Below are 25,393 nucleotides of genomic sequence, written 5' to 3'. Positions count from 1 at the left end.
TTGCCTGGCGGCCGTAGCGCGGTGGTCCCACCTGACCCCATGCCGAACTCAGAAGTGAAACGCCGTAGCGCCGATGGTAGTGTGGGGTCTCCCCATGCGAGAGTAGGGAACTGCCAGGCATCAAATTACGAAGAATGGCACTGACCTTTGAGGCAGTTCACTACTCGATAAGAGAGTAGGACAAAAGCGAAAGCTTTTGAACGTTGCGAAGCAACGGCCCGAAGGGTGAATCACGAAGTGATTCATAAACTGCCAGGCATCAAATTAAGCAGTAAGCCGGTCATAAAACTGGTGGTTGTAAAAGAATTCGGTGGAGCGGTAGTTCAGTCGGTTAGAATACCTGCCTGTCACGCAGGGGGTCGCGGGTTCGAGTCCCGTCCGTTCCGCCACTTATTAAGAAGCCTCGAGTTAACGCTCGAGGTTTTTTTTCGTCTGTATTTCTATTATTGCCAAAATCGCAAAAATCCTCTGCATTTTACGCTCTTTTTCCGCAACAGTCTGAAGCCCATAATCATCTCAGTTAACGAACATAGCATTAGAAGAGGCATATTATGGCTATCCCTGCATTTGGTTTAGGTACTTTCCGTCTCAAAGACGACGTTGTTATTGCATCTGTGAAAACGGCGCTTGAACTTGGCTATCGCGCAATTGATACCGCACAAATCTATGATAACGAAGCTGCAGTAGGTCAGGCGATTGCAGAAAGTGGCGTGCCACGTAATGAACTCTATATCACCACTAAAATCTGGATTGAAAATCTCAGCAAAGACAAACTGATCCCGAGTCTGAAAGAGAGCCTGCAAAAATTGCGTACCGATTATGTTGATCTGACGCTAATCCACTGGCCGTCACCAAACGATGAAGTCTCTGTTGAAGAGTTTATGCAGGCGTTGCTGGAAGCGAAAAAACAAGGGCTGACGCGTGAAATCGGTATTTCCAACTTCACGATCCCGTTGATGGAAAAGGTAATTGCTGCTGTTGGCGCTGAAAACATCGCTACCAATCAGATTGAACTCTCTCCTTATCTGCAAAACCGTAAAGTGGTCGCCTGGGCTAAACAGCACGGCATTCATATTACTTCCTATATGACGCTGGCGTATGGGAAGGCTCTGAAAGATGAGGTTATTGCTCGTATCGCAGCTAAACACAATGCGACCCCGGCACAAGTAATTCTGGCGTGGGCAATGGAGGAAGGCTACTCAGTAATACCGTCTTCCACTAAACGTGAAAACCTGGAAAGTAATCTTAAGGCACAAAGTTTACAGCTTGATACAGAAGACAAAAAAGCGATCGCCGAACTGGATTGCAACGACCGCCTCGTAAGTCCGGAAGGTCTGGCTCCTGAATGGGATTAAGCCTCTCTGACAGCTCCTGCGGGAGCTGTTTTTATATGCTCGCTAAGGAAATCGATAAAGGCCCGGATGCGAGTACTTACCGCGCGGTCGCTGTAATAGACGGCGCTGAAGGGCATTTCCACTGGCAACACTTTATCTGCCATTAACTCCACCAGTTCACCACGAGCAATTTCTCTGTCGATCATATAGTCGGACAAACACGCAATCCCGTTGCCACTCAGGCAAAGCTGTTTCAGTGTTTCTCCACTATTGGATGACAAACCGTACTTCACCTCATGTAATTGTCCATCACTACAGGCTATCGGCCAGGTATTGAGGGAAGCGGGTTCAGTAAATCCCAGGCAAACATGTTGCTTTAAATCGTCGATAGTTTCTGGCTTCCCGTAGCGGGCAATATAGTCGGGGGAGGCGATAATTTTTCGATAACTGTTAAATAACGGCCTGGCTCGTAAGCTGGAATCCGTTAACGTACCGGCGCGTATCGCGACATCCACTTTTCTTTCGATCAAATTAATAATCGTTTCGGAGGAGACTAGCGATAAAGTGACTTCCGGATAGCGTTCGCGGAAAGGCTTAATTAACGGCATCAGAAAGTGTAGTACCACGGGGGTTGCGGCATCGATCCGTAACAGTCCGCGCGGTGTATTACGCGTCTCCATAATTTCTGATTCTGCCGCTGCCATCTCCTGCAAAATTGACTGTACGCGACGAAAATAACGCTCGCCTTCTTCCGTCAGGCTAAGTTGTCGTGTGGTTCGATTAAGTAGGCTGACGCCAAGTTTCATTTCCAGCTTTTTTACCGCACGGCTGACCGCTGAGTTTGCTTGCCCTAATTGTTCCGCTGCCCGGCTAAAGCTGCCGCTTTCGACGACCGAAACAAAAATGGCGAGTTCTTCCGACGTGGCTTTCATTTTTGCTCCTGTTGCAAAATAGAAGAGATATTTTGAATTTATTTGTTATTAAACCATCAGGATACGTAATATGTCATCCGATTTAATGTTCTCAATAATGAGCAAAATTCTGTGCGGTGTAAGCACTTGCTTACATAACAATATACAATTGCTCGTTGAAAGAGTGAGCTAAAATCCCTATAACAGTAGAACCCTCCCGAGTGCGGAAGGGTTGACGTAATAGAGGTTTCAAAGTCAAAAGTGCGAAAAAATACCTATGCCATGCGCTATGTAGCCGGACAACCTGCGGAAAGGATCTTACCGCCGGGGTCATTTGCGAGCATCGGCCAGGCATTACCACCCGGAGAACCGTTAAGTACCGAAGAGCGTATTCGGATCCTGGTGTGGAACATTTACAAACAGCAACGCGCTGAATGGTTGTCGGTATTAAAGAACTACGGCAAAGATGCACATCTGGTGTTATTGCAGGAAGCGCAGACAACGCCAGAGTTAGTGCAGTTTGCGACCACTAACTATCTTGCTGCCGATCAGGTGCCCGCTTTTGTTCTGCCACAACATCCTTCCGGCGTAATGACCCTTTCGGCAGCGCATCCGGTGTATTGTTGCCCGTTACGCGAACGTGAACCTATTTTACGTCTGGCGAAATCGGCACTGGTGACGGTCTATCCATTACCTGACACCCGCCTGTTGATGGTAGTCAATATCCATGCGGTCAACTTCAGTCTGGGCGTGGATGTTTATAGCAAGCAGTTGCTTCCTATTGGCGATCAGATAGCCCACCACAGCGGTCCGGTCATTATGGCGGGAGATTTCAATGCCTGGAGCCGTAGAAGGATGAACGCGTTATATCGCTTTGCGCGAGAAATGTCGCTGCGCCAGGTGCGTTTTACTGATGATCAGCGCCGCCGGGCGTTTGGTCGCCCGCTCGATTTTGTTTTCTACCGTGGTCTGAATGTCAGCGAAGCTTCCGTACTGGTTACGCGCGCTTCTGATCACAATCCGCTACTCGTTGAATTCAGTCCCGGCAAGCCTGATAAATAAGGTATGTCAGGTCTGCCACAGGGCAGACCAACGTTTGGCGCTGCCTTTTTATACTCAAACAACAAAAGGACAGTGCAATGACAACACAATCCCACCATGAGCACGTAGAAAAGCAATTTAGCTCGCAGGCCAGTGAATATTTAACCAGTGCCGTGCATGCATCCGGGCGCGACTTACAGCGCCTGGCGGCGTGTCTGGCAGAGTATCCTGACGCTTGCGTACTTGATATGGGCTGTGGAGCAGGACATGCCAGCTTTGTCGCTGCGCAAAACGTGCAGGAAGTGGTGGCGTATGACTTATCTTCCCAAATGCTGGATGTTGTTGCACAGGCTGCAGATACCCGACAACTGAAAAATATCACCACCCGCCAGGGGTATGCCGAAAGCCTGCCTTTTGCCGATCACACCTTTAATATTGTTATTAGTCGTTATTCTGCTCACCACTGGCATGATGTCGGTGCGGCATTGCGTGAAGTGAATCGGGTCTTGAAGCCCGGCGGTATGCTGATTGTGATGGACGTAATGTCTCCGGGTCACCCGGTACGCGATATTTGGTTACAGACGATAGAAGCATTGCGCGATGCTTCTCACGTGCGTAATTACGCCAGCGGTGAGTGGTTGACGTTAATCAATGAAGCATATCTGCTTGTCGATAATGTGATCACCGATAAATTACCTCTGGAATTCTCTTCGTGGGTTGCGAGAATGCGTACGCCAGAAGTGTTAGTGGACGCTATTCGCGTTTACCAACAGAGCGCATCGACAGAGGTGAAAACGTATTTTGCCTTGCAGAATGATGGCTCTTTCACCAGTGATATCATCATGGTTGAAGCACATAAAGCGGCATAAATAAAAAAGGCACCGGGGGAATCGGTGCCTTTCTGTTATCTGGTTTGTCAGGAATCTGGCATATTGTTGTTTTTCACAAACAACGTCAGCTTGTCGCCTGGTTGCAGATTCGCAGTATCGCTGTTCCAGCGCATCACATCTTTGATGTTTACGCCGTGACGCTTAGCAATGCTTGAAAGCGAATCACCTTTGCGCACACGATACGTAATGCTATCGCTGTTGTTTGCCAACCGCTGTGCGCTACTACCAGCGCCAATTGTCAGACTTTGACCTGGTTTCAGCTTAGAACCGCGCAGATTGTTCCACTGCTGCAAATTCTTTGTGCTTACGCCGAGACGTGAAGCGATGCTTGAAAGCGTGTCGCCAGAGCGTACGGTGTAAACGCGGCTATTAAGCGGCGTATTGTCGGCAACCAGTGTCGACTGTACGGCAGCAATTTCGCCTGAAGCCAGAGATTCACGCAGTTGATCTGCATGTTTCTTTGGCACCATCACGTACTGGGGACCACTTGCGCCCAGCGTGGAGCCTTTCACGCCAGCGTTGAAGGTCTTCAGTTTGCTGACGGAAATTCCCGCCATATCTGCAACCTTCGCCATTTCAACCGGGCTGCTCAGGTGCACACGCGCCAGAGCACGGCTTTCATCGGTCGTTGGCAGACGTACGCCATAACGCTTGCTGTTTTTGAGAATATCACTCAATGCCAGCATCTTAGGCACGTACTGCTTCGTTTCCTGCGGCAACGGTAACGACCAGAAGTCCGTGGATTTCCCACGCGCTTTGTTCGTTTTAATTGCCTTCATGACCCGACCTTCGCCGCTGTTATAAGCCGCTACGGTCAGAAGCCAGTCGCCGTCAAACATCTTGTTCAGACGCTGCATCATGTTCAGCGCGGCAGTTGTTGAAGCAACAACATCGCGACGCGCGTCATAATTGCGGGTCTGTTTCAAACCATAATTGCGCCCCGTGCTCGGAATGATCTGCCAGATGCCTGCGGCATTGGCGCCAGACGTCGCGTGAGGATCAAAAGCGCTCTCCACTATGGGTAGTAGTACCAGTTCCATAGGCATGTTACGTTTTTTAACTTGCCCGGCTATCCAGTACATATACGGCTCTGCCCGTAAAGTTACATCGTGGAGATAGCTCTTATTGCGTAAATATTTCTGTTTCTGTTCGCGAATCCGGTCGTTTTCCGGAATTCCCATCTTTAGCTCGTCGCCTATGAAAGCCCACAAGTCACCATCCGGCGCGATAGACGTCCCATCGTCCATCCATCGTGCCTGACTTGTAAACTTTGCTGCTTCCCCTTGACCAGCTGCAGAAAGGCTCTGTGCGTGCTGTTGAACGTTACCAGTACTCTGGCAACCCACGAGCAGGACAGAGGCGAGTAATATCGCTTTTGCCTTCATGTGTGTGTCAATAGTTGCTTAAAAGACGACCGATCATAACGGCGAACGAAGCTGATGACAAGAAAGTTTTATCAGAATCTATCTTTCTTTGACCTTAACCAGGCAAAACGTTCTTCAGGTTGTTGCAATAATGTTTCTTTATTAATTACATTAATTAAATCAATATATTCTGTTCTCAAAAAAACATTATTTTGCCGCTCATTTTTCAGAATTACGGGTAGTGTTATTTGATTTTTTGCCCGTAACTCCTTAACTTTACGATAATAATCATTTATAGACAAATCGTGCGGAAGAATGCTCAAAGCAAACTTCATATTTGATAAAGTATATTCGTGAGCGCAACACACCAGAGTATCGTCAGGAAGTTCACTTAATTTTTTAAGTGATTGATACATCTGTGATGCAGTGCCTTCGAATAGTCTACCGCAACCGCCAGAAAACAGAGTGTCGCCACAAAATAGATAAGGTTCGCTAAAGTAACAGATATGTCTTAAAGTGTGACCTGGCGTAGCAATTACACTAAATTCATGCCCCAAAACGAAGGCAGTATCGCCATCTTTGACTACCTGCGTTGTTCCCTTATCTTGTGTCTCTTCTGGCCCATACACCACAATTTGCGGATACTTTTCTACCAGTTCTTTTACACCGCCAACGTGATCGTGGTGATGGTGGGTGAGGAAAATCGCTACTGGTTGCCAGTTGTTAGCTGAAATCGCCTTTAATACGGGTTCTGCCTCTCCTGGGTCGACAATCAGGCAACGACCTGCTTCATCAGACAAAACCCAGATGTAATTGTCATCAAAGGCGGAAATACTGTTAAGATTCATATATTACCTCTCAGTGCGAAACGGAAGGTTGTGATGAAACCGGCAAGGATCCCCCAAACTGTCGTGGCTCCTGATTGCTGGGGCGATTTGCCCTGGGGAGAGCTTTATCGCAAGGCGCTGGAACGCCAGCTCAACCCGTGGTTCGCTAAAATGTATGGTTTTCATCTGCTTAAGATTGGCAATTTAAGCGCAGAAATCAATTGCGAAGCGTGCGCGGTTTCTCATCAAGTGAATGTTTCAGCGCAAGGAATGCCCGTCCAGGTGCAGGCGGACCCACTTCATCTTCCTTTTGCCGATAAATCCGTCGATGTTTGTCTACTGGCGCATACATTGCCGTGGTGCACCGATCCGCATCGTTTATTGCGCGAAGCCGATAGGGTATTGATTGATGATGGCTGGCTGGTTATTAGCGGCTTCAATCCCATCAGTTTAATGGGATTACGCAAACTTGTGCCGGTATTGCGAAAAACATCGCCCTATAACAGCCGGATGTTTACTCTGATGCGGCAACTGGACTGGCTCTCTTTGTTGAATTTTGAAGTGCTACACGCCAGCCGTTTCCATGTTCTCCCGTGGAACAAGCACGGTGGAAAACTATTGAGCACGCACATTCCTGCGCTTGGTTGCTTACAACTTATTGTTGCCCGGAAACGGACTATTCCTTTAACGCTAAATCCGATGAAACAGAGTAAAAACAAACCGCGAATTCGCCAGGCGGTCGGTGCCACCCGGCAATGTCGTAAACCACAGGCTTAAACTTCGACTTGATAGCCCGTATCTTCCAGCGTGGGATTCATTGCCGCAGCACGAGCCAGTTCATCACAGCGTTCGTTTTCCGGGTGTCCGGCATGGCCTTTTACCCATTCCCATTTGATTTGATGCTGTCCCAGCGCGGCATCAAGACGTTGCCAGAGATCGACATTTTTTACCGGTTTTTTGTCTGCGGTTTTCCAGCCACGTTTTTTCCAGTTATGGATCCACTGGGTAATCCCCTGGCGGACATACTGGCTGTCGGTACTCAAAATGACTTCGCAATGTTCTTTTAACGCTTCCAGCGCGACAATAGCAGCCATCAACTCCATACGGTTATTGGTGGTGCGGGTGTAGCCTGCGCTAAAGGTTTTCTCGCGTCCGCGATAACGTAAAATAGCGCCGTAACCCCCAGGTCCTGGATTACCCAGACACGAACCATCGGTGAAAATTTCTACCTGTTTAAGCATCTCTGGTAGACTTCCTGTAATTGAATCGAATTGTAAAACGACAAGTCTGACATAAATGACCGCTATGAGCACTGCAATTACACGCCAGATCGTTCTCGATACCGAAACCACCGGTATGAACCAGATTGGTGCGCACTATGAAGGCCACAAGATCATTGAGATTGGTGCCGTTGAAGTGGTGAACCGTCGACTGACGGGCAATAACTTTCACGTTTATCTTAAGCCCGATCGGCTGGTGGATCCGGAAGCCTTTGGCGTACATGGTATTGCCGATGAGTTTTTGCTCGATAAGCCTACGTTTGCCGAAGTAGCTGATGAGTTCATGGACTATATTCGTGGCGCGGAGCTGGTGATCCATAACGCAGCGTTCGATATCGGCTTTATGGACTACGAGTTTTCGCTGCTCAAGCGCGATATTCCGAAGACCAATACCTTCTGTAAGGTCACCGATAGCCTTGCGGTAGCGAGGAAAATGTTTCCTGGTAAGCGCAACAGCCTCGATGCGTTATGCGCCCGCTACGAAATAGATAACAGCAAGCGTACATTGCACGGGGCATTACTCGATGCCCAGATCCTTGCGGAAGTTTATCTGGCGATGACCGGTGGCCAAACGTCGATGGCTTTTGCGATGGAAGGTGAAACACAACAGCAACAAGGTGAAGCAACAATTCAGCGCATTGTGCGCCAGGCAAGTAAGTTACGCGTTGTTTTTGCGACGGATGAAGAGCTAGCAGCGCATGAAGCTCGTCTCGATCTGGTGCAGAAGAAGGGCGGAAGCTGCCTCTGGCGGGCATAAATACATGTAAAAGGTGCTAAAAATAGCGAGTTGGGCGATTTTTGCAGCAAACGATTCAAAAGATGAGAAAAACAATTGACGAAGGGCGGGGCAATCCGTAGTATTCGCCTCGTTCCCAACGGAATAAAACGCGGAGCGGTAGTTCAGTCGGTTAGAATACCTGCCTGTCACGCAGGGGGTCGCGGGTTCGAGTCCCGTCCGTTCCGCCAATATTTAGAAAGCCTGAATCAGCAATGGTTCAGGCTTTTGTCGTTTCTGGCTTTCGGGATTTTTCACCCCGGAAGTTAAATGGATTTAATCCAGAAAATAGTTACACCATATAATGACCAGTAGTTATAAGTTCTGGTCATTTTGGTTATTCCTGCGCATCCCACTTCTCCAGCAGTTCTGCTGGAACTTCATTGATTATCTCCGAAAAGCGTTTACCGACCAGTCGTTCCGCCTGACGCAACAAAGGAATGGTCGGACTGCTTGGTTCACTGTGCTCAAACCAGCGGCGGATGACTCGCAAGCGTTTCAGTGCGTCGTTCCGATCGCTGATTTGCTGTGGCTCTGCGATGATCTTTGCGGTCGTTTCGGCTGGTATATCCACTGTGGGAGCGACATGCCCTGCTAGTGTCAGTCCGGTATTATCGATAGCAGCATGTTTCGGCTGATCAGCCTGCGGTTTTGGTTGTGGGATTTCTGGCGTAGTGGTCTGTACCGCCCCAGGCAACAGGGTCAGCAGTTGCGTCAGACGCGAAAAGTCCGGGGCCAGGTCATTCAGCGTTTCACGAGCATGGTGTTGCAGTCGCTCAGTGATCTCGGCGGCCTGGTGAAATGCGTCCAGCGGCAGTGCGCCGCGTGCTTCCAGGTCGGCCAGTTGCTGACGTACTGATTCCGGTGCCAGCGCATCCGCCGGGCGTGATGCAGACAGCGAACGTTCCACATCCCGAACCTGAAGGCGCATGGCGGCGTTGTTTGATAGCGTAATGCCACGAATATCAGCCATTACGCCTTCGTGGTCCAGTAGCGCCGACAGCGCGTTACTGCGTGCTACAGCCGCATCTTCGGCGGTGGTATCTTCAGCCGTAAGCAGTTGTGGATGGATGGTGTCCGGGTTTGTGACACACAACGTTTCCAGAAGCGTGAGTGTCTCCACCAGCCCTCTGGCTCCTGCCTGCTGGATACGGCAGCGCAGCAGGACAACCAGGATGCGGATATCTTTACTGCGTGCCAACAGGCGGCGGGCGTCCCGCTCCAGCTCCGCCCAGTTAATAGTTTCCGGCGTACTGACAAAATCGCCATATTGCGCCTCTTCACGCGCTAAGGCGCGGGTAAACAGCAACAAGTACTCTGGATCATACTCCAGATCCGGGCCGCAGGGGCATTCAGCCGAAATAGGGTCAGACAGGGGGGTATCCATTAAATTATCCTCAGTGTGCCAGATAGTGTTCAGGTTCGAAAATCATGCCCGTCACCGGGTTGTCGTGCAGGGCTTTCCCTGCCCAGGCGGTCCAGCCAAGCTGATATGGACCGCCAGTAACAGCCGGAGGGGCTGCGTGTGGTTTAAGCTGTAGCTCAATTTCCCAGCAGTATTCAAACCCGGTAAATGCACGAACCAGTTCCGTTAGTACTGGCAGGTTATTACCACCAGGCAGGAAACGCCGGTAGTCAGCCAGTGTCAGCGGGCCAATCACCAGCCGGAACTTATATTGCATGTCCGGCACGGCCTGGCCGATGAGTGCGCCGTTGCCAATGACGGAAGAGGGGGCTGGTATCCCCAGTCGGGTAATTTCATCATCAGCCACCGTTATCCAGTGCAGGACATACTCTTGTATCCGGAAAGGCACACTGAAATAGTGCGCCAGCGTGGCGGCCAAGCCGTCCGGGTTGCGGGATTCGCGCACCAGATGGGCCGATGCCGCCAGGCGAACGTGATCCGGCAGCGAGCTGTCTGCACTTTCCCGTAAATCCTGCCCGCTGAGGCTGGCGATATAAAAGGCAAAACGGTCATATTCCTGTTTATCCAGACCTCCCCCGGCGGACTGGGCGCTGCGCCATGCCTGATAAAACTGCGTCAGCCAGCGGTGATGAAAAAGATCGGTAAAACGGGTCAGGGTCGGATCGCAGCGGCTTTCGGTCCGATTGCGCGCGAGTTCAGTGTAATGCAGTGGCAGCGGACCGTTCGGACCCCACAGTCCAAGGCTGTAAAGGCTAAGGTGCAGGCGTCCTTGTTGCCAGCTCACATTGGCGATTTCCCGTGGCGCAAAGGTCAGTGTAGGTGTTTGTCCCAGGCGAAATTTTTCCATGCCTGGTTGCCAGGCACTACCTGCGGGGACGGTACACAACTGCACATCCACGCGGCGCATCAGGTTCAGAAAACCATAGCGCCAGGGCGTTTTCTGCGCTTGGGTGAAATCGCCGCTCATACACTTCCCCGTAGTCCGGCTCTGACCGGCCAGGTCATAATTTTCCCACGTTGCATACTGTGCAGCGTCATCTGCGAGAAGGTATTAATGGAAACATGACGAGCGATATATTGCTCCAACACCAGACCGAACAGATACGGGCTAATACCAGAGAATCCATCTTCATCCACCGTCAGCTCACAACTGACGCCGCGACCATAAACCAGCAGCCCGGAACCGGGCAGACGGCGGGTAACAGGCGTTGTTTTACAGCCAATCAGGCTGCGTACCTGACGCGACTGCGGACTGTCATGCGCCGGAATAAACAGGTTCAGCAGATCGCGCAGTGCCTGACCGCCGGTGCGGTGATCCAGATCGGCCAGCGGCAGATAATTAAAGGATAACTGGCGGATCAACCGCCAGGCCATTTCACGTTCCGCCAGTGGTGGCTGTGGTGGACGAGGTGGACGGATAAGCCCCACACCTGCCACAGGGATGGCCGCATCCACGGTCAGATCGTCCCGGCCATTGCGTGCGATAAGACAGGGCAGATCGCGGTTGGTGACCATGGCAGTGATGGTGATATGGCGCAGATTTTCCGGGTATGGGGCTTCATACTGGTCAACCAGCGACAGGAATACTTCCGAACCCGTATAGGGTGTGCGGGTGCCGTAGCGGCGGGCGTTCTCAGACAACCGACGCGGCTCCCGGCGCAGGGAAAAATAACGCCCATGATTGCCTTCATCATTATTGCGGGTGTGGTAGAGCGGGCGAAATGTCATCTTCCGCGTGGTGTCGACTTCCAACCCTTCCACTTCCTGGACCGAAAACACCTCATAGTCGAGCGGATGGGTTCTGTCCACCACCAGGTGCTGCTCCGTCGTGCTGTGAGTGATATCGATCCGGGCGGTGACGCGGGGAAACAGGTTGATCACCGGGGTACAGAACAGGCTGAACTGTGCAGCATTTGTCTGGTGGATCAGCCAGTCTGGCGGCAGGCGGTTCAGTAAGATAACAATTTCCGCCACACCGCTGTGAATTTTTTGTAACCCGGCAGACAGACCCGTCGGGGTGAAAAAATAAAAGCGTTCCGGGCAGGCAAAATATTCATGCAACAGGTTATGGCCGTGGAACACGTTCCACGCCAGCGGCAATAGCCCTTGATCCGGCTCCAGACCCTCGTACATGACGGGCTGTTTCAGATTCACATCCAGTACGCCGTCAAAATGACCCGGAACGCCAGCCAGTGTGGCAATGGCGCTGGTGTGCAGCAGTTCGAACAGGTGTGAGGTCGTGCGCTCCTCGCCGCAGAGATAGAGCGGCAGCTTGTCCAGCCCGGCAAGCTGGCTGAAGGTCAGTTCACCGAAGGTGCGCAGGGTAATGCGTAGTGCTCCGGCGACGTGAATGTTAGCTGGCAGGTAGCGGTGCAGGGCGGGCATATCCGGCGGCGCGGCGGTCAGGCGCGCCTCTTCGATGGCAAGCGGCCACAGTGTCACATCCTGGCTGCTACGAAACTGGCAGGCGGCGCTTTCACCTTCCGGAATGGAGGAAAAAAAGGCAGTGTTGCGTGGGACGGTGAATCCCTTCGCCAAATCACCTTCTTCCGGATCGGGATGTAGTTGTGCCACGCTCATTGAGGGGGTTGGGGTGATGTAATTGGGACTGACGACCTCCAACAAACGCTGGGTGAAGCGGGGAAATTCAGCGTCAATTTTAAGCTGCGTGCGGGCGGTCAGGAAGCTGAAAGCTTCGATCATACGCTCCACATAGGGATCGGCAATATCCGCTCCCTGCATTCCCAGACGGGCGGCGATTTTGGGATGACGGGCGGCAAATTCGGCTCCCGTTTCCCGCAGGTAGCTCAATTCGCGGTTGTAGTATTCCAGTAGCCGTGGATCCATCACTCACCCTCTATATTAATAAAACGTAATGCGGCTGTGCTCCATATCCAGCGCACTACGTACCCGGAATGCTGTCGGATACGGCTGCGTGAGGATCTCACCGCAAATTTCAAACTGTAATGTGTTATGGCCATTCTGGCGTTGTTCATCCTGTAGCGGGATGATTTGCAGTGTGGAGGTCTTCAGCCGGGGTTCAAACCGGGTAATAGTACGCAAAATGGCTCTGCGGATATCATCCCACTTATGTTCATACAAAAAGCTCCCCGCCAGCGGCGGCAGGCCGTAGTTCACTACGGAAGCAGCCGCCTGCGGGTAACGCGCGGCATCAATATCATCTTCATGGCTGATGGTGTTGAGCAGAAACGACAAATCCCGGCGGATGATCTCTTTAAGCTGAGCTGGGCTAACACTGATATCGTGGTCGCGCTTCTGGTTTGGGGTGTCGTCGCACAGGCGGTCAAACAGAGTGGGTAGTAAGTGTTTGCCCGGGCGCTGGTGGGAGGCATTCATGCATCTTGGCCTTCAGGTGAATTAAAGGTGCAGGTGCTCAAATCCAGCAGGCTGATATCTCCGTGGCTGGTGAGCCACATTTTTTGCCCCAGAGCCTGTACCAGGGTTTCTCCGGAACCATCCTGCCAGACGGTTTTGCGGCACAGACACAGGGTATCGGAGGCCTTTTCTGAACCGCTGTAGCGGGAAAATAGCCAGGCACCATGCACATCACCATTGTGAAGTGTGATATTGACGGGTTTCCAGATCAGATCGGTCAGACTCGCTGGCGGGGGCGATTTCAGTGAGCGAATTTGCGAAAGCGGCAGCCAGATATACATGCCACCAGTGACAAGTTCCAGCACTGAGCCGGTACGGGAGTCGCTGTCGCTTATCCAGTCAAATGTGCCGCCATTCCACTGTCCGGCAGTGTCTGTTATGGTCTCAAACGCGCGGCTGCGGTGGGCATCGGCATCTGACGTTTTACCATGGGCGTTACAGGCGAGGGCGACAAGCAGATCCTCCATCCAGACGGGCGGAGGGAGAATAAAGCCGGGACGTTGTTCACCATGAAAGCAGGACTGGCGGTATATCTCACAGCGAATCAACTCCCCAAATACCTGCGCTTCTCGGGTATAATTTGCATCCAGTCGGGCGCACAGTTGGATTTGTTGCAGCGCTCGTGACCAGTTGCCGATCACGCACAATAACTGAAACAGGCTGTGCCGATGTAAAGCCTTAGTTGGGTGCATCTTTACTTGTTGCTCAGCCATCTGAATACCTTCCGCTACAGAATAATTCCGCAGCAGTGCCGACAAGGTAGCCGGTAGCACGTTATTGCTTGTCATGATAGATATCTCCGTGTTGTACCGGGTTTACCCGGTAATGGCTGTCAATGCCAATGATGCGGTGCTCACGTTGTGTCAGATCGGGTAAGACGGCGCTATGCACCATTTCCGATGCGTATTCCGGGGAAAGCAAGTGCAGAATATCGGGGAGAACCGTTTCGGTAGGCCAGATCGTTTCTCCTTCGCCGGTGGTATCCAGGACATCGAGAATAGCGTCAATGCTTAACCCTCCTGTGACCATATCCTGCAATGAATCAGCTTCAGTGGTCAGATTGCGCAATGAGGCCAGATCCAGCGTAACTGCCTCTTCATTAAGGGGAAATGGATCGGCATAACGATGGATATCTTGTTCAGGGGACAATAATGCCTGGCGGTATTCCTGGTAAAGTAGGGTTAGTGGGTTATCTGTTTCTGGGGTGCCTTCGGTGGCGACTGTGCCATGAACCGGAATGATATCAAACGGATTTTGCGACTGCCGTTGCTGTTGTCGAAACCAGTCAAGATCGAGATATTCGCTTATTGTTTCCAGCGAAACAGCAGTCTGTGGTGTCGTCTTTTCCTCACGTGGAGTAAGAGACGTCGGATTGTTACGAACAAGACACCAGGAAGATAATCCCCATTCAATCAGATCCCCTTCATTCAGGCGCATACGGTGATGCGGCTCGACAATCTGATCATTTACCGTGCAACAATATTCATCGGACTGATTGATTATCCACCACGCCTCTTCGTGGCGAGTCAGGCTGAGAGCAATTTTCGCATTCTCATCCACCTCAAAAACAGGAAGCCAGGGCGCGTTGACGGTGAAGATAATCTGTGTTCCTGCAGTCGCGTAAATTGTGCTATCGGTAACCCCGTGCGCTTGTATTTTTTGTAGTCCCCAGGAAATATTTCGTTTCATTACGTATCGCTGTATAGAGTGTTCTTTTCAATAGAAGAATAATTTCAATTTTTTAGATAAGTAATGCTGAACAATTTATTTTATCAATATTAATTCCTGCAGAAATGTATTGTGATAATTTTGATATAATATATTCATAATGTATATGTGATTGATTTTCTGTATTGAAAAAAAACATAAAAAAGATACTAACCGCTATATTACATTGCGTTCTGTGATATGCATCATTGTTTCATTCTGGAATTTTGATGATTCTATTAATTAGAAGTTCTAATCGGTACATTTATGTTTATGTATCATTTATATGTTCTTACATCATCAGGTGTAACAGATGGACACTCCTGTTTCACGCAGTGCACTATATGGAAAGCTAACAAAACCTTTATTCAGGTCTTTGGAGTCTGCGACAACGTTCTGTAAATTACGCGCTAATCCTTATGTCGAACTAACGCATTGGTTGCATCAGCTAATACAACAACCAGAGAATGATATTCACCATGTTCTTCGGCATTACCAAATAACATCTTTTGATGTAGAGAATGCGTTAATTCAGCAATTGGATATATTGCCTGCCGGAGCTAGCGTAATTAGCGACTTTTCCCACCATATAGATCTTTCTGTTGAAAAAGCCTGGATGTTGGCAAGCATCCGTTTTGGCGATCACAAAATTCGTAGCGGATGGTTACTACTAGCCTGGTTAACCACACCAGAATTGTATCGAGTGTTAAAAAATATCTGTGCGCCATTGGCTGGGTTACCGGTAAATGAACTATTGGATATTCTTCCGTCTTTAATCTCATCATCCCCTGAAATATCAGAGATTCCATATGATGGTTCGGATTTGAATTCTGCGGTTCCGGGAGAAAGCAGTCAGGCATTTTCCAGTAAATCAGCAGGGAGTAAATCCGCGCTGGCGAAATACTGTCAGGATCTGACTGCACAGGCTCGCGAAGGTGGCATCGATCCAGTCACCGGTCGAGAGCACGAAATTCGTACTATGACGGATATTCTGCTGCGCCGTCGGCAGAACAATCCGCTGCTAACTGGCGAGGCAGGCGTCGGGAAAACGGCTGTGGTGGAAGGGTTCGCGCTGGCGATTGCCGAGGGGGAAGTGCCGCCCTCACTGCGTAACGTGCGGTTGCTGTCGCTGGATGTCGGGGCGCTGCTGGCGGGAGCGTCTATGAAAGGCGAATTTGAATCCCGCCTGAAGGCGCTGCTGGAAGAGGCTGCGTGCTCGCCGCAGCCGGTGATTCTGTTTGTCGATGAGGTTCACACCCTGGTAGGCGCCGGAGGTACATCCGGTACAGGTGACGCTGCCAACCTGCTGAAACCGGCGCTGGCGCGTGGCAGTCTTCGAACGATTGGGGCGACCACCTGGAGTGAGTATAAACGCCATATAGAGAAAGATCCGGCATTGACCCGGCGATTTCAGGTGTTGCAGGTGGCAGAGCCGGAAGAGGCTGCCGCTGTTGAGATGGTACGCGGGTTAGTCACTACGCTGGAAAAGCACCATAGCGTACTCATCCTTGATGAAGCCGTGCGTGCTGCTGTACAGCTTTCTCACCGTTATATCCCGGCTCGACAGCTACCGGACAAAGCCATCAGTTTGTTGGATACAGCCGCAGCCCGCGTGGCGCTGTCGCTGCACACTCCACCAGCGAATATCCAGTTTCTGCGTCAACGGCTCAAAGCCGCTGAAATGGAGCAGGAACTGCTATTAAAACAGGAAAAAATGGGAATCCGCGCAGAGCGAGGCGACACACTGGCGTCGCAGATTATATCGCTGAAAAGAGAACTATTTGATGCGGATGAACGCTGGCAGCAAGAACTAGAGCTGGTTAACAGATTACAGGAGCAGCGTGCTGCAGAAACCCGCGAGCGTGATGAAATCACACTGCAACAGTCAGAAGCAGCATTAAGAGTCTGGCAGGGTGAAAACCCCATCGTGTTTCCGGAAGTGAATGCGGCGGTGGTAGCGGCGATTGTCTCCGACTGGACCGGCATTCCCGCTGGGCGCATGGTAAAAGATGAAGCCAGCCAGATCCTGGAACTGCCTGCCCGCCTGGCGCAACGTGTTACCGGGCAGATGGATGCTCTGGCGCAGATTGGTGAGCGTATCCAGACCGCGCGGGCGGGGTTAGGCGATCCGCGCAAACCTGTGGGCGTCTTTTTGCTGGCCGGGCCGTCCGGTGTTGGCAAGACCGAGACCGCGCTGGCGCTGGCAGAAGCAATCTACGGCGGTGAGCAGAATCTGATTACTATCAATATGAGCGAGTTTCAGGAGTCTCACACCGTCTCCACGCTGAAAGGCGCGCCGCCCGGCTATGTTGGCTATGGCGAAGGCGGTGTGTTGACGGAAGCTGTACGCCGTCATCCCTGGAGCGTGGTGTTGCTGGATGAAATTGAAAAAGCCCATCACGACGTCCACGAGTTGTTCTACCAGGTATTCGATAAAGGTGCGATGGAGGATGGCGAAGGTGTCCACATCGATTTCAAAAATACCACGCTGTTGTTGACCACTAACGCAGGTGCGGAGCTTATCAGCCAGCTCTACGAGGATCCGGCGCTGATGCCCGATTCAGCAGGGCTAAAAGAGGCGTTAATGCCGGAGTTATGCAAACACTTCCCAGCGGCTTTCCTGGGGAGGGTGACGGTTATCCCTTATTTGCCGTTGGATGAGAAGGCGCGAGGTGTTATTGCCCGTCTGCATCTTGGCAGACTGATGGATCGTATGGCGGAGCAGCATAGCGTTTCACTCATCTATGGCGACGAACTCATTACGCACATTGTGGCGCACTGCCCGATGCACGAAACAGGGGCACGCTTGCTGATTGGTTATATCGAGCAGCATATTCTGCCGCAACTGTCCCGTTACTGGTTGCAGGCGATGACAGAGAAAACAGCTATCACGCAAATCTGCATCCGTGTTGATGAGGATGAACAGATTATTTTTGAAACGGATTAATGGAACATCTTTATTGCAAAAGAATTAAGTGGTGCATTGTGGGTTAGTCGCTTTCCTGGAGATTCTTCCACCAATGATTTGCAGGGGGCTTTTTGTGCATCGGTAGATAAATTTTTGCGCACGCCTGCTAATGCGCGTGCAAGGGGCTGTATTTCTGCAACATATCGCCCTCCCGCCAGAGCATATCTCATGCGCTGGTCAACTGATGGACATTAAGTATGGCATTTCGTTATCCGATGTTGTTGACATTCCTGTTAATGATGTTCGCCCCCTGTGTTCAGGGGGAACCGCCTTTACCACAGGATGTGCAGCATTTTCTGAGTAATGCGGAAATGTGCCAGCATCTTGCTGGTGAATGGGACAGCTCTTTACCAGAGAAGGATAAAAGAGACATCGAAAAAGGGGTTGATACCTGGTGTCCTCCGGCGAAGAAATCACTCCCTGTGTTGCGGAAAAAACAAAAAGAAAACAAAGAGATTATAAAAATACTCTCTGCGTATGATTTTTAAACTGTACCGTCGGACCACTCCCCTGGTGTCGTCGGCTGACTGATAAGGAAATGAAGGATTATGGCTATCAACAACAGCGCGCAGAAGTTTATTGCCCGCAACCGCGCGCCCCGCGTGCAGATTGAGTATGACGTAGAGATTTACGGCTCCGAGAAAAAAATCGAACTGCCGTTTGTCATGGCGGTGCTGGCCGATCTGGCCGGTAAACCACGCGAAGAGCTGCCACCGGTCACCGATCGTAAATTCCTTGATATTGATATCGATAACTTCAACGAGCGGATGAAAGCCATTGCGCCGCGCGTGGCATTTGCTGTCCCCAATACGCTGACGGGCGAAGGGCAGTTAATGGTCGATATCACGTTAGAGAATATGGACGATTTTTCGCCTGCGCAGATTGCCCGTAAGGTGGATGCCCTGAACCAGTTGCTGGAAGCACGTACTCAGCTTGCCAACCTGCAAACCTATATGGATGGTAAAGCGGGAGCAGAAAATCTGATCAACAAACTATTACAAGACCCAACGTTACTGAAAGCTCTGGCCAGCGCGCCAAAACCTGTCGCTCAACAGGAAAGTGTCTTATCAGGTGAAACGGGAACAGCAGACTAACTGCGATTTTATTAAGGAACTTTCATGGTAAACGATACTCTTCTGGCGACTGGCGACCTCTCTACTGCGCAAACCACTGCCTATCAGGAAACGGAGTTTGATTCGCTCTTGGATAAAGCCTTCCGTCCCAAGACACCTCAGGCTGCAAAGGCGGTTGAGGCGGCAGTTCAGACGCTGGCTCAACAGGCTCTGACAAATACGGTCATCGTTAGTGACGATGCTTATAAAAGTATTGCTGCGATTATTGAGCAGATCGATTTCAAATTAACGGAACAGATCAAGCTAATCCTGAGTCATCCAGATTTTCAGAAACTGGAGTCCTCCTGGCGTGGGATGGAACATTTGGTTTACAACACTGAAACCGATGAAAAATTAAAAATCCGCTTTATGAACCTTTCGAAGGATGAATTGCGGAAAAATATGAAACGTTACAAAGGGATCGCGTGGGATCAAAGCCCCATGTTCAAAAAGCTTTATGAAGCCGAATATGGGCAGTTAGGCGGAGAACCTTACGGTTGTATCATTGCGGATTATTATTTTGATCACACCCCGCCGGATGTGGATCTGCTCGGCTCCATTGCCAAAGTGGCAGCCTCCGCCCATGCGCCGTTTATTGCCGGGGCCTCTCCATCAGTGTTGCAGATGGATTCCTGGCAGGAACTGGCCAACCCGCGTGACCTGACCAAAATTGTGACCCAGAACCTCGAATATGCACCGTGGAACTCACTGCGTAAAAGCGAGGATTCTCGTTACATTGGCCTGACGATGCCGCGTTTTCTCTCCCGTTTGCCTTATGGCGCGAAAACAAACCCTGTCGATGAGTTTGATTTTGAAGAAGATGCGGATGGTGCAGATCACAGCAAATATGTCTGGAGTAATGCCGCCTATGCAATGGGGGTAAATATCAACCGTTCTTTCAAACATTACGGTTGGTGTACGTTGATCCGTGGTGTGGAATCTGGTGGGGCGGTAGAAAATCTGCCCTGTCATACCTTCCCGACCGATGACGGCGGCGTGGACATGAAATGCCCGACGGAAATCGCCATCTCTGACCGCCGTGAAGCGGAACTGGCAAAAAATGGCTTTATCCCGCTTATCCATCGCAAAAACTCTGATTACGCCGCCTTTATTGGCGCACAGTCGCTGCAAAAACCTCAGGAATATTACGACCCGGACGCCACGGCCAACGCCAATCTCTCAGCCCGGTTGCCATATCTGTTCGCTTGTTCAAGGTTTGCGCACTTCCTCAAGTGCATCGTGCGCGACAAGATCGGCTCGTTCAAAGAACGTGAAGATATGCAGCGCTGGCTCAATGAATGGATCATGAACTACGTTGATGCCGATCCGGTGAACTCCTCACAGGAAACTAAAGCTCGTCGGCCGCTGGCGGCTGCTGAAGTGGTGGTGGAAGAAGTGGAAGGTAATCCGGGTTATTACGATGCCAAATTCTTCCTGCGCCCGCATTTCCAGCTTGAAGGATTAACGGGGTCGCTGCGTCTGGTCACAAAACTGCCGTCAGTAAAACAGGGTACTGCCTGATTTTTATGAATATTTTAATGAATGATGTCAGATAATACTCAGGGGGAGATATGGCATATGTTTATGGCCTGGTAGATTCATTGCAGGGCACTGAAATGGTGGGAATGGCGGGAGCAGGAGACAGAAAGGAATGTGTGTTCTTAGTTCAGGTATATGCACATGTAGGGCATACCGGAACGTGGAAGCAGGGGCGGAAAGTTTTCGGAGATAAATCGATCCGCAGAGGAACAGCAATCGCGACTTTTGTGAATGGGAAATATCCACCGAGGGAAGATGCTCATAAACATGCTGCTTTCTATCTCGAACAAGATGATTCGTATATTTATGTTATGGACCAGTGGACAGGTAAAGCCTCGAATGTATCGGCGCGCAAAATCTCCAGAAAAGGCGGAATGCGCAGTGATGGATCCTATCCTGATGCCAGTAATAATGCGGAAGCTTTTTATGTTATTGAGTAGAGAATAGATGCTATGGAGACGCGTTTTATTTTTTCTCTGTTATTGGGTTATATATTGTTTTATCCACAATATGTTGCAGCGTGGGAAGTCAGTTGTCCCGTGTTTATCAATATAAAATCCTCAACGACAGTACTGGAGTCGGATGTACCTACATCGTGGCAGGAATCTTCCCGCTATGAACCCCGTCTGTGGCTGGACGGCGTAGGGATGTCGCAGGGAAAACCTGAAAACCGGGTAGATCTAAAACCAGAGACAGAGAAAATAAAGGGTGAAACCAGGCAAATATGGGATACCACAATGAACAGTAATCAGGATAGTGAACGTTACTGGGTTTCCTGTATTTATAACCACGGACAGGTTTGGTTATCACAACCAGTACCTGCATCGGCGACACAGTGTCAGGTATCTTCTCTGTCGGGTCAGCGGGAACAAGGAGAGTCACCGGTATCTGTGATATGTAAATAAATATAATCCATTCAGTTTATGAATTAATTATATGCCGGTATCTCATTACCGGAAATTATACAGCCTTCTGTTCTTCTGAAAGGGGGTTCTGTACGGCAATGATTTACCTGTATCCAGATGTACAGATAAATCAGAGATTATTTTTAAGTAATTCTTAATAAGGAAATGAAAATGGCTTATGACATTTTTCTGAAAATTGACGGCATTGATGGCGAGTCAATGGATGACAAACATAAAAATGAAATTGAGGTACTGAGCTGGCGCTGGAATATCCATCAGGAGTCCACCATGCACGCAGGCAGCGGTCTGGGATCCGGTAAAGTCTCCGTGACTAACCTGGAGTTTGAACATTACATCGATCGCGCCAGCCCGAATCTGTTCAAATACTGCGCCTCCGGTAAGCATATTCCGAAGTCCATCCTTGTCATGCGTAAAGCAGGCGGCAATCCACTGGAATACCTCAAGTACACCTTTACTGACCTGATTGTGGCTGTGGTTTCCCCCAGTGGTAGCAAGGAGGGCGAGATAGCTTCCCGCGAGAGAGTCGAACTCTCTTTCAGCACCGTGAAGCAGGAATACGTGGTGCAGAACCAGCAAGGTGGCAGCGGCGGCACCATCACCGCAGGCTACGACTTCAAGGCCAATAAAGAAATTTAAGCGGTACTTTTCCGGCCCGGAAAATAGCCGGGCTGGTTTTTATTGTTTGATTTTAAAGGAAATTATAGTGAATAAATGGCGTAACCCCGGCGGGTGGTTATGTGCGGTAGCTTTGTCTTTTGTCTGCCTGCTTTCCGGGTGCAGCATTGACAGCGACGACGTGCCGGACCTGATGTCACAAAGACTCGATCTGGTGATTAAGGCTTCCGATAAGGTGAATCCTGACAATCAGAAAAAAGCCGCGCCCATAGAGATACGCGTTTATGAACTGAAAAATGATGCAGCCTTCACGGCGGCGGACTGGTGGTCACTTCAGGACAATGACAAGGCTGTTCTTGCCGATGATTTACTGCACCGCGACAGCTTTATCTTGCGCCCGGGCGAGGAGAAAAAACTGCGCCGCTCTCTCAATAAGGAAACCACCACGCTGGGGATCCTCGCCGGATACCGCAATCTGGGAAAATCGGTCTGGCGAGCCACATATAAAATTCCTGATCCACCGGAAAAAAGTTGGTACAGCCGCTTTATGCCGAAGAAAAAAGTCGAACTGGATGCTGACATAGAGCAAAGCGCCATCGTGATTAAAGAACGGGATGAGTAAATTATGAGTTGGAATAACCGGGTGGTCTGGAGTGAAGGACAATTTTTGCTGCCACAGATGTTTCAGCAGCAGGAACGCTATCTGGAACACGTTATTCACTACCGCAGTCTGCCGCTTTCCCCCTTTTTCTGGGGCTTCAGTGAATACAGCATTGACAGTGAGGCGCTGAACATCGGCAAACTGGTACTGAAAGAGGCTGCCGGGGTGTTTGCGGACGGTACGCCGTTTAATGCGCCGGGCCATACGCCGCTGCCGCCGCCGTTGACCATTCTGCCGGAGCATCTTAACCAGCAGATTTGCCTGGCGGTGCCGGTACGCACGCCGAACAGCGAGGAAACCAGCTTCGACAATAACCCGGAATCGCTGGCGCGCTTTTCGGTGCATGAAAATGAAATTCGCGATGCCAACTCGCTGGGGCGTGGCGCACAATTGTTGCAGCTCAGCCACCTGCGCCTGCGCCTGTTGCCGGAAAAAGCAGTGACGGATGCGTGGATCGGCCTGCCGCTGACGCGCATTACGGCTCTGCATCCCGATGGCCGGATCGAGCTTGACAAAGATTTGATCCCGCCAGTGGTGAACTACCAGGCAAGTTCACTGATATGCACCTGGCTGTCGTGGATCAACGATCTGATAAAAATGCGCGCAGATTCACTGGCGGAACGGTTGACGGGCAGTGATAAACACGGCCATGAGGCAGCGGAAGTGTCGGATTACCTGCTGTTACAAATTCTCAATCGTTTTGGCCCATTACTGATCCATCTGGCGAAAACGCCGCTGTCGCCGGAAGTGCTCTATCGTAACCTGTCCGAACTGGCCGGTGAACTCTCGACCTATGTGCGACCACAAACTCGCCGCCCGGAAGAATATAAAGAATATAAACACCTGACGCCTTATGCAGGGCTGAAATCGGTGGTGGACGAGGTACAGTACCTGCTGAATGCCGTGCTGATCCGGGGGGCGCAGCGGATTCCGCTGGAAGAGGGGGCTTATGGCATCCTCAATGCGGTGGTTGAACCTTCCGAACTATCGGGTTTCAGCGCGCTTGTGCTGACGGTGAAGGCGCAGATGTCTGCCGACGCCCTGCTGCAATATTTTTCCGCCCAGACCAAAATCGGGCCGTCCGAACGCCTGCCGGAACTGATCCGCTCGCACCTGCCGGGGCTGACTTTGCAGGTGCTGCCGGTCCCCCCGCGTCAGATTCCGTTCCAGTCCGGGTACATCTATTACGACATTCGCCGCGATGGCGTGCTTTGGGAACATATTGCCCGCTATGGAGGCATGGCCATGCACACTGCCGGAGAGTTTCCGGGGCTGGAGATGGCTCTGTGGGGAGTGCGTGATAAATGACCGACGATATCCTGACGCCGCAGGCGGCGAATACCCTGCCATTTCAGCCATCAACCGGGGGGGGAAAGGCACCCGACAATGACGGTTACGGCGCGGCCATAAAGGACACTCTTCGCAAGGAGGAGAGCAAGGTGGTCGTTGAGGACGGCCCGGATATGAAACTCCGGCTGGCTGAAATCACTGCCGCCGCTAATCCCCTGCTGGCGGCGGCAAGTCCTCTGTTATGTGCACTGGCGCAGATGCCCCGCGAACTCGCCCCTGGTTTTATCGAACATTACCGCGCCCTGCTAGAGCGGGAGGTTCGCCGATATCAGACGCTGTGCGACCAGGCAAACCTGCGCCGCGAGCATGTGCTGGCGGTTCGCTATTGCTTGTGTACGGCGCTGGATGAAGCCGCCAACAATACAAGCTGGGGGCGACGTGGGGTTTGGGCTGGAAAAAGCCTGCTGATCACCTTTCATGGCGAAAGTGAAGGTGGCATCAAGCTGTTTCAGATAATTGGTCGTCTGGCCTCCAGCTTCCAGGAGCACAGCGATGTGCTGGAAATCATTTACCACATACTGGGGCTGGGTTTTGAGGGGCGTTACAGCGTGCGCCCCGACGGGCGTAAACAACTGGACGATATCCGCCAGCAACTGCTGACTCAACTGATCCAGCGCCGCGATCCGGTAACACCAACACTTTCGCCTGGTTTCACCGGTGCCGTCGGCGGTCGGATTCGGCGGATGCAGCGAGTGCCTGTCTGGCTGAGTGGCGGAATAGCCCTGCTGGTGATGTTGACCTTATTTGGTTTTTACAACTACCGGATGAGTCTCGCCACAGAAGCCGTACAGCAGCGTATTGATGCCATTGGTAAACACCTTCCACCGCCACCGGTTCCGGTACATAAACTGCGGCTGAAAATTCTGCTGGCGAATGAAATCACCCGTGGCTTGCTGACGGTGGAGGAAGATGAGCATCACAGTCGGGTGGTCTTCCGGGGCGACACGATGTTTGTGCCGGGGCAGAAAACCGTGAATGACGCGCTCCGCCCGGTGATTGATAAGGCCGCGCGCGAGATTGCGCGAGTGGGGGGCGCAGTGACGGTGACTGGTCACACTGACAGCCAGCCGATCCATTCTGCGGAATTCCCATCTAACCAAGAGTTATCGGAAAAAAGGGCGACGGAAGTGGCTACGCTGTTGAAGTCCGGTGGTGTTTCTACCAGTCGAATCCGGGTTGTCGGGAAGGGGGATACCGTGCCGGTGGCTGATAACCGCACTAAAACCGGACGAGCGCAGAATCGCCGGGTAGAAATTCTGGTGGTGGAGTAA

General features: G+C 51.1%; 25 protein-coding genes, 2 tRNA genes and 1 rRNA gene. 18 read left to right on the top strand and 10 right to left on the bottom strand.

Annotation, left to right across the window (positions count from 1 at the left end):
- Window positions 1-3 precede the first annotated feature (3 nt).
- From rrf to dkgB, 3 genes are all read left to right on the top strand, one after another.
- Window positions 4-119, top strand: a 5S ribosomal RNA gene (rrf, locus tag LG381_RS21880).
- 193 nt (window positions 120-312) lie between these two features.
- Window positions 313-389: transfer RNA gene (locus LG381_RS21875), tRNA-Asp, on the top strand.
- A 162-nt stretch (window positions 390-551) separates the two neighbouring features.
- Window positions 552-1,355, top strand: a complete 804-nt coding sequence (dkgB, locus tag LG381_RS21870; RefSeq protein ID WP_225762961.1) for a 2,5-didehydrogluconate reductase DkgB — start codon at window positions 552-554, stop codon at window positions 1,353-1,355.
- Here the strand turns inward: dkgB and yafC are convergent.
- Window positions 1,352-2,266 carry a DNA-binding transcriptional regulator YafC gene (gene yafC, locus LG381_RS21865; RefSeq protein ID WP_000648557.1) on the bottom strand — a complete coding sequence of 305 codons (915 nt, stop codon included), beginning with the start codon at window positions 2,264-2,266 and terminating at the stop codon, window positions 1,352-1,354. The two genes, dkgB and yafC, sit on opposite strands and share 4 nt — an antisense overlap.
- A gap of 240 nt (window positions 2,267-2,506) precedes the next feature.
- Between yafC and LG381_RS21860 the strand changes: the two genes are divergently transcribed.
- Window positions 2,507-3,307, top strand: a complete 801-nt coding sequence (locus LG381_RS21860) for an endonuclease/exonuclease/phosphatase family protein (RefSeq protein WP_225762960.1) — start codon at window positions 2,507-2,509, stop codon at window positions 3,305-3,307.
- Between the two features lie 77 nt (window positions 3,308-3,384).
- Window positions 3,385-4,155, top strand: coding sequence for a class I SAM-dependent methyltransferase (locus tag LG381_RS21855; protein ID WP_032224520.1), 771 nt, complete (start codon window positions 3,385-3,387; stop codon window positions 4,153-4,155).
- A 47-nt stretch (window positions 4,156-4,202) separates the two neighbouring features.
- Here the strand turns inward: LG381_RS21855 and mltD are convergent, their stop codons facing one another.
- Together mltD and gloB are read right to left on the bottom strand one after the other, a co-directional pair.
- Entirely contained in the window at window positions 4,203-5,561 is a 1,359-nt protein-coding gene (gene mltD / locus LG381_RS21850; protein ID WP_000644688.1) for a murein transglycosylase D, read from the bottom strand.
- 71 nt (window positions 5,562-5,632) lie between these two features.
- Complete coding sequence (gene gloB, locus LG381_RS21845) at window positions 5,633-6,388, bottom strand: hydroxyacylglutathione hydrolase (RefSeq protein ID WP_225762959.1); 756 nt, start codon at window positions 6,386-6,388, stop codon at window positions 5,633-5,635.
- A 33-nt stretch (window positions 6,389-6,421) separates the two neighbouring features.
- Between gloB and LG381_RS21840 the strand changes: the two genes are divergently transcribed.
- A complete protein-coding gene (locus tag LG381_RS21840) occupies window positions 6,422-7,144 on the top strand; it encodes a class I SAM-dependent methyltransferase (RefSeq protein ID WP_010344979.1) in 723 nt (240 codons plus the stop codon).
- Here LG381_RS21840 and rnhA read toward each other — a convergent pair.
- Complete coding sequence (gene rnhA / locus LG381_RS21835) at window positions 7,141-7,608, bottom strand: ribonuclease HI (RefSeq protein WP_000917883.1); 468 nt, start codon at window positions 7,606-7,608, stop codon at window positions 7,141-7,143. The two genes, LG381_RS21840 and rnhA, sit on opposite strands and share 4 nt — an antisense overlap.
- A 64-nt stretch (window positions 7,609-7,672) precedes the next feature.
- On the opposite strand from rnhA, the gene dnaQ reads away from it, so the two are divergent.
- Together dnaQ and LG381_RS21825 are read left to right on the top strand one after the other, a co-directional pair.
- Window positions 7,673-8,404, top strand: coding sequence for a DNA polymerase III subunit epsilon (gene dnaQ, locus LG381_RS21830; protein ID WP_001366128.1), 732 nt, complete (start codon window positions 7,673-7,675; stop codon window positions 8,402-8,404).
- A gap of 132 nt (window positions 8,405-8,536) precedes the next feature.
- Window positions 8,537-8,613, top strand: a tRNA-Asp gene (locus LG381_RS21825).
- Window positions 8,614-8,759: 146 nt separating this feature from the next.
- On the opposite strand, the gene LG381_RS21820 is transcribed toward LG381_RS21825, so the two are convergent.
- Genes LG381_RS21820 through tagK form a run of 6 tightly spaced genes read right to left on the bottom strand, consistent with a single transcriptional unit; the run spans window position 8,760 to window position 14,933 of the window.
- Window positions 8,760-9,809 carry a type VI secretion system ImpA family N-terminal domain-containing protein gene (locus LG381_RS21820; RefSeq protein ID WP_225762958.1) on the bottom strand — a complete coding sequence of 350 codons (1,050 nt, stop codon included), beginning with the start codon at window positions 9,807-9,809 and terminating at the stop codon, window positions 8,760-8,762.
- A gap of 10 nt (window positions 9,810-9,819) precedes the next feature.
- Complete coding sequence (gene tssG, locus LG381_RS21815) at window positions 9,820-10,815, bottom strand: type VI secretion system baseplate subunit TssG (RefSeq protein ID WP_000012133.1); 996 nt, start codon at window positions 10,813-10,815, stop codon at window positions 9,820-9,822.
- A complete protein-coding gene (gene tssF / locus LG381_RS21810; RefSeq protein WP_225762957.1) occupies window positions 10,812-12,695 on the bottom strand; it encodes a type VI secretion system baseplate subunit TssF in 1,884 nt (627 codons plus the stop codon). The genes tssG and tssF overlap by 4 nt, the downstream gene beginning before the upstream one ends.
- Window positions 12,696-12,710: 15 nt before the next feature.
- Window positions 12,711-13,205, bottom strand: a complete 495-nt coding sequence (tssE, locus tag LG381_RS21805) for a type VI secretion system baseplate subunit TssE (RefSeq protein ID WP_000994234.1) — start codon at window positions 13,203-13,205, stop codon at window positions 12,711-12,713.
- Entirely contained in the window at window positions 13,202-14,032 is an 831-nt protein-coding gene (locus LG381_RS21800; RefSeq protein WP_225762956.1) for a type VI secretion system accessory protein TagJ, read from the bottom strand. Before LG381_RS21800 ends, tssE begins: the two co-directional genes overlap by 4 nt.
- Window positions 14,019-14,933, bottom strand: coding sequence for a type VI secretion system-associated protein TagK (tagK, locus tag LG381_RS21795; protein WP_085460354.1), 915 nt, complete (start codon window positions 14,931-14,933; stop codon window positions 14,019-14,021). The genes LG381_RS21800 and tagK overlap by 14 nt, the downstream gene beginning before the upstream one ends.
- Before the next feature lie 331 nt (window positions 14,934-15,264).
- Between tagK and tssH the strand changes: the two genes are divergently transcribed.
- The 10 genes from tssH to tssL all read left to right on the top strand — a co-directional run bounded on the left by tssH (window position 15,265) and on the right by tssL (window position 25,393).
- Window positions 15,265-17,898, top strand: coding sequence for a type VI secretion system ATPase TssH (gene tssH / locus LG381_RS21790; RefSeq protein ID WP_225762955.1), 2,634 nt, complete (start codon window positions 15,265-15,267; stop codon window positions 17,896-17,898).
- A 218-nt stretch (window positions 17,899-18,116) separates the two neighbouring features.
- On the top strand, window positions 18,117-18,407 hold the full coding sequence (locus LG381_RS21785) for a hypothetical protein (RefSeq protein ID WP_225762954.1): 291 nt from the start codon (window positions 18,117-18,119) through the stop codon (window positions 18,405-18,407).
- Window positions 18,408-18,467: 60 nt separating this feature from the next.
- Window positions 18,468-19,013: a type VI secretion system contractile sheath small subunit gene (tssB, locus tag LG381_RS21780; protein ID WP_000996814.1), complete on the top strand. Its 546-nt coding sequence runs from the start codon at window positions 18,468-18,470 to the stop codon at window positions 19,011-19,013.
- Window positions 19,014-19,037: 24 nt separating this feature from the next.
- Window positions 19,038-20,552 carry a type VI secretion system contractile sheath large subunit gene (tssC, locus tag LG381_RS21775; RefSeq protein ID WP_000245851.1) on the top strand — a complete coding sequence of 505 codons (1,515 nt, stop codon included), beginning with the start codon at window positions 19,038-19,040 and terminating at the stop codon, window positions 20,550-20,552.
- A 50-nt stretch (window positions 20,553-20,602) separates the two neighbouring features.
- Window positions 20,603-21,010 (top strand): BPSL0067 family protein, encoded by a 408-nt coding sequence (locus tag LG381_RS21770; RefSeq protein WP_000332237.1) that lies wholly within the window; start codon window positions 20,603-20,605, stop codon window positions 21,008-21,010.
- Window positions 21,011-21,022: 12 nt separating this feature from the next.
- Window positions 21,023-21,475 carry an STY0301 family protein gene (locus tag LG381_RS22460; RefSeq protein WP_333643398.1) on the top strand — a complete coding sequence of 151 codons (453 nt, stop codon included), beginning with the start codon at window positions 21,023-21,025 and terminating at the stop codon, window positions 21,473-21,475.
- A gap of 171 nt (window positions 21,476-21,646) precedes the next feature.
- On the top strand, window positions 21,647-22,132 hold the full coding sequence (locus tag LG381_RS21765) for an Hcp family type VI secretion system effector (RefSeq protein WP_000312804.1): 486 nt from the start codon (window positions 21,647-21,649) through the stop codon (window positions 22,130-22,132).
- 67 nt (window positions 22,133-22,199) lie between these two features.
- A complete protein-coding gene (tssJ, locus tag LG381_RS21760) occupies window positions 22,200-22,733 on the top strand; it encodes a type VI secretion system lipoprotein TssJ (RefSeq protein ID WP_032224536.1) in 534 nt (177 codons plus the stop codon).
- 3 nt (window positions 22,734-22,736) lie between these two features.
- Window positions 22,737-24,080: a type VI secretion system baseplate subunit TssK gene (gene tssK, locus LG381_RS21755; protein ID WP_000118769.1), complete on the top strand. Its 1,344-nt coding sequence runs from the start codon at window positions 22,737-22,739 to the stop codon at window positions 24,078-24,080.
- Window positions 24,077-25,393 (top strand): type VI secretion system protein TssL, long form, encoded by a 1,317-nt coding sequence (gene tssL, locus LG381_RS21750; RefSeq protein ID WP_225762953.1) that lies wholly within the window; start codon window positions 24,077-24,079, stop codon window positions 25,391-25,393. Before tssK ends, tssL begins: the two co-directional genes overlap by 4 nt.

The sequence above is a fragment of the Escherichia sp. Marseille-Q3837 genome (assembly GCF_916618735.1).
Lineage (GTDB): Bacteria > Pseudomonadota > Gammaproteobacteria > Enterobacterales > Enterobacteriaceae > Escherichia > Escherichia ruysiae.
The sequence above is the reverse complement of the archived record's forward strand: the minus strand, read 5'-3'. Positions and strand labels throughout refer to the sequence as shown.

Bases quoted from the DNA above. Each gene is read 5' to 3' on its own strand.
- dkgB (WP_225762961.1), top strand. From the start codon at position 552: ATGGCTATCCCTGCATTTGGTTTAGGTACTTTCCGTCTCAAAGACGAC.
- yafC (WP_000648557.1), bottom strand. From the start codon at position 2,266: ATGAAAGCCACGTCGGAAGAACTCGCCATTTTTGTTTCGGTCGTCGAA.
- LG381_RS21855 (WP_032224520.1), top strand. From the start codon at position 3,385: ATGACAACACAATCCCACCATGAGCACGTAGAAAAGCAATTTAGCTCG.
- mltD (WP_000644688.1), bottom strand. From the start codon at position 5,561: ATGAAGGCAAAAGCGATATTACTCGCCTCTGTCCTGCTCGTGGGTTGC.
- gloB (WP_225762959.1), bottom strand. From the start codon at position 6,388: ATGAATCTTAACAGTATTTCCGCCTTTGATGACAATTACATCTGGGTT.
- LG381_RS21840 (WP_010344979.1), top strand. From the start codon at position 6,422: ATGAAACCGGCAAGGATCCCCCAAACTGTCGTGGCTCCTGATTGCTGG.
- rnhA (WP_000917883.1), bottom strand. From the start codon at position 7,608: ATGCTTAAACAGGTAGAAATTTTCACCGATGGTTCGTGTCTGGGTAAT.
- dnaQ (WP_001366128.1), top strand. From the start codon at position 7,673: ATGAGCACTGCAATTACACGCCAGATCGTTCTCGATACCGAAACCACC.
- LG381_RS21820 (WP_225762958.1), bottom strand. From the start codon at position 9,809: ATGGATACCCCCCTGTCTGACCCTATTTCGGCTGAATGCCCCTGCGGC.
- tssG (WP_000012133.1), bottom strand. From the start codon at position 10,815: ATGAGCGGCGATTTCACCCAAGCGCAGAAAACGCCCTGGCGCTATGGT.
- tssF (WP_225762957.1), bottom strand. From the start codon at position 12,695: ATGGATCCACGGCTACTGGAATACTACAACCGCGAATTGAGCTACCTG.
- tssE (WP_000994234.1), bottom strand. From the start codon at position 13,205: ATGAATGCCTCCCACCAGCGCCCGGGCAAACACTTACTACCCACTCTG.
- LG381_RS21800 (WP_225762956.1), bottom strand. From the start codon at position 14,032: ATGACAAGCAATAACGTGCTACCGGCTACCTTGTCGGCACTGCTGCGG.
- tagK (WP_085460354.1), bottom strand. From the start codon at position 14,933: ATGAAACGAAATATTTCCTGGGGACTACAAAAAATACAAGCGCACGGG.
- tssH (WP_225762955.1), top strand. From the start codon at position 15,265: ATGGACACTCCTGTTTCACGCAGTGCACTATATGGAAAGCTAACAAAA.
- LG381_RS21785 (WP_225762954.1), top strand. From the start codon at position 18,117: ATGGCATTTCGTTATCCGATGTTGTTGACATTCCTGTTAATGATGTTC.
- tssB (WP_000996814.1), top strand. From the start codon at position 18,468: ATGGCTATCAACAACAGCGCGCAGAAGTTTATTGCCCGCAACCGCGCG.
- tssC (WP_000245851.1), top strand. From the start codon at position 19,038: ATGGTAAACGATACTCTTCTGGCGACTGGCGACCTCTCTACTGCGCAA.
- LG381_RS21770 (WP_000332237.1), top strand. From the start codon at position 20,603: ATGGCATATGTTTATGGCCTGGTAGATTCATTGCAGGGCACTGAAATG.
- LG381_RS22460 (WP_333643398.1), top strand. From the start codon at position 21,023: ATGGAGACGCGTTTTATTTTTTCTCTGTTATTGGGTTATATATTGTTT.
- LG381_RS21765 (WP_000312804.1), top strand. From the start codon at position 21,647: ATGGCTTATGACATTTTTCTGAAAATTGACGGCATTGATGGCGAGTCA.
- tssK (WP_000118769.1), top strand. From the start codon at position 22,737: ATGAGTTGGAATAACCGGGTGGTCTGGAGTGAAGGACAATTTTTGCTG.
- tssL (WP_225762953.1), top strand. From the start codon at position 24,077: ATGACCGACGATATCCTGACGCCGCAGGCGGCGAATACCCTGCCATTT.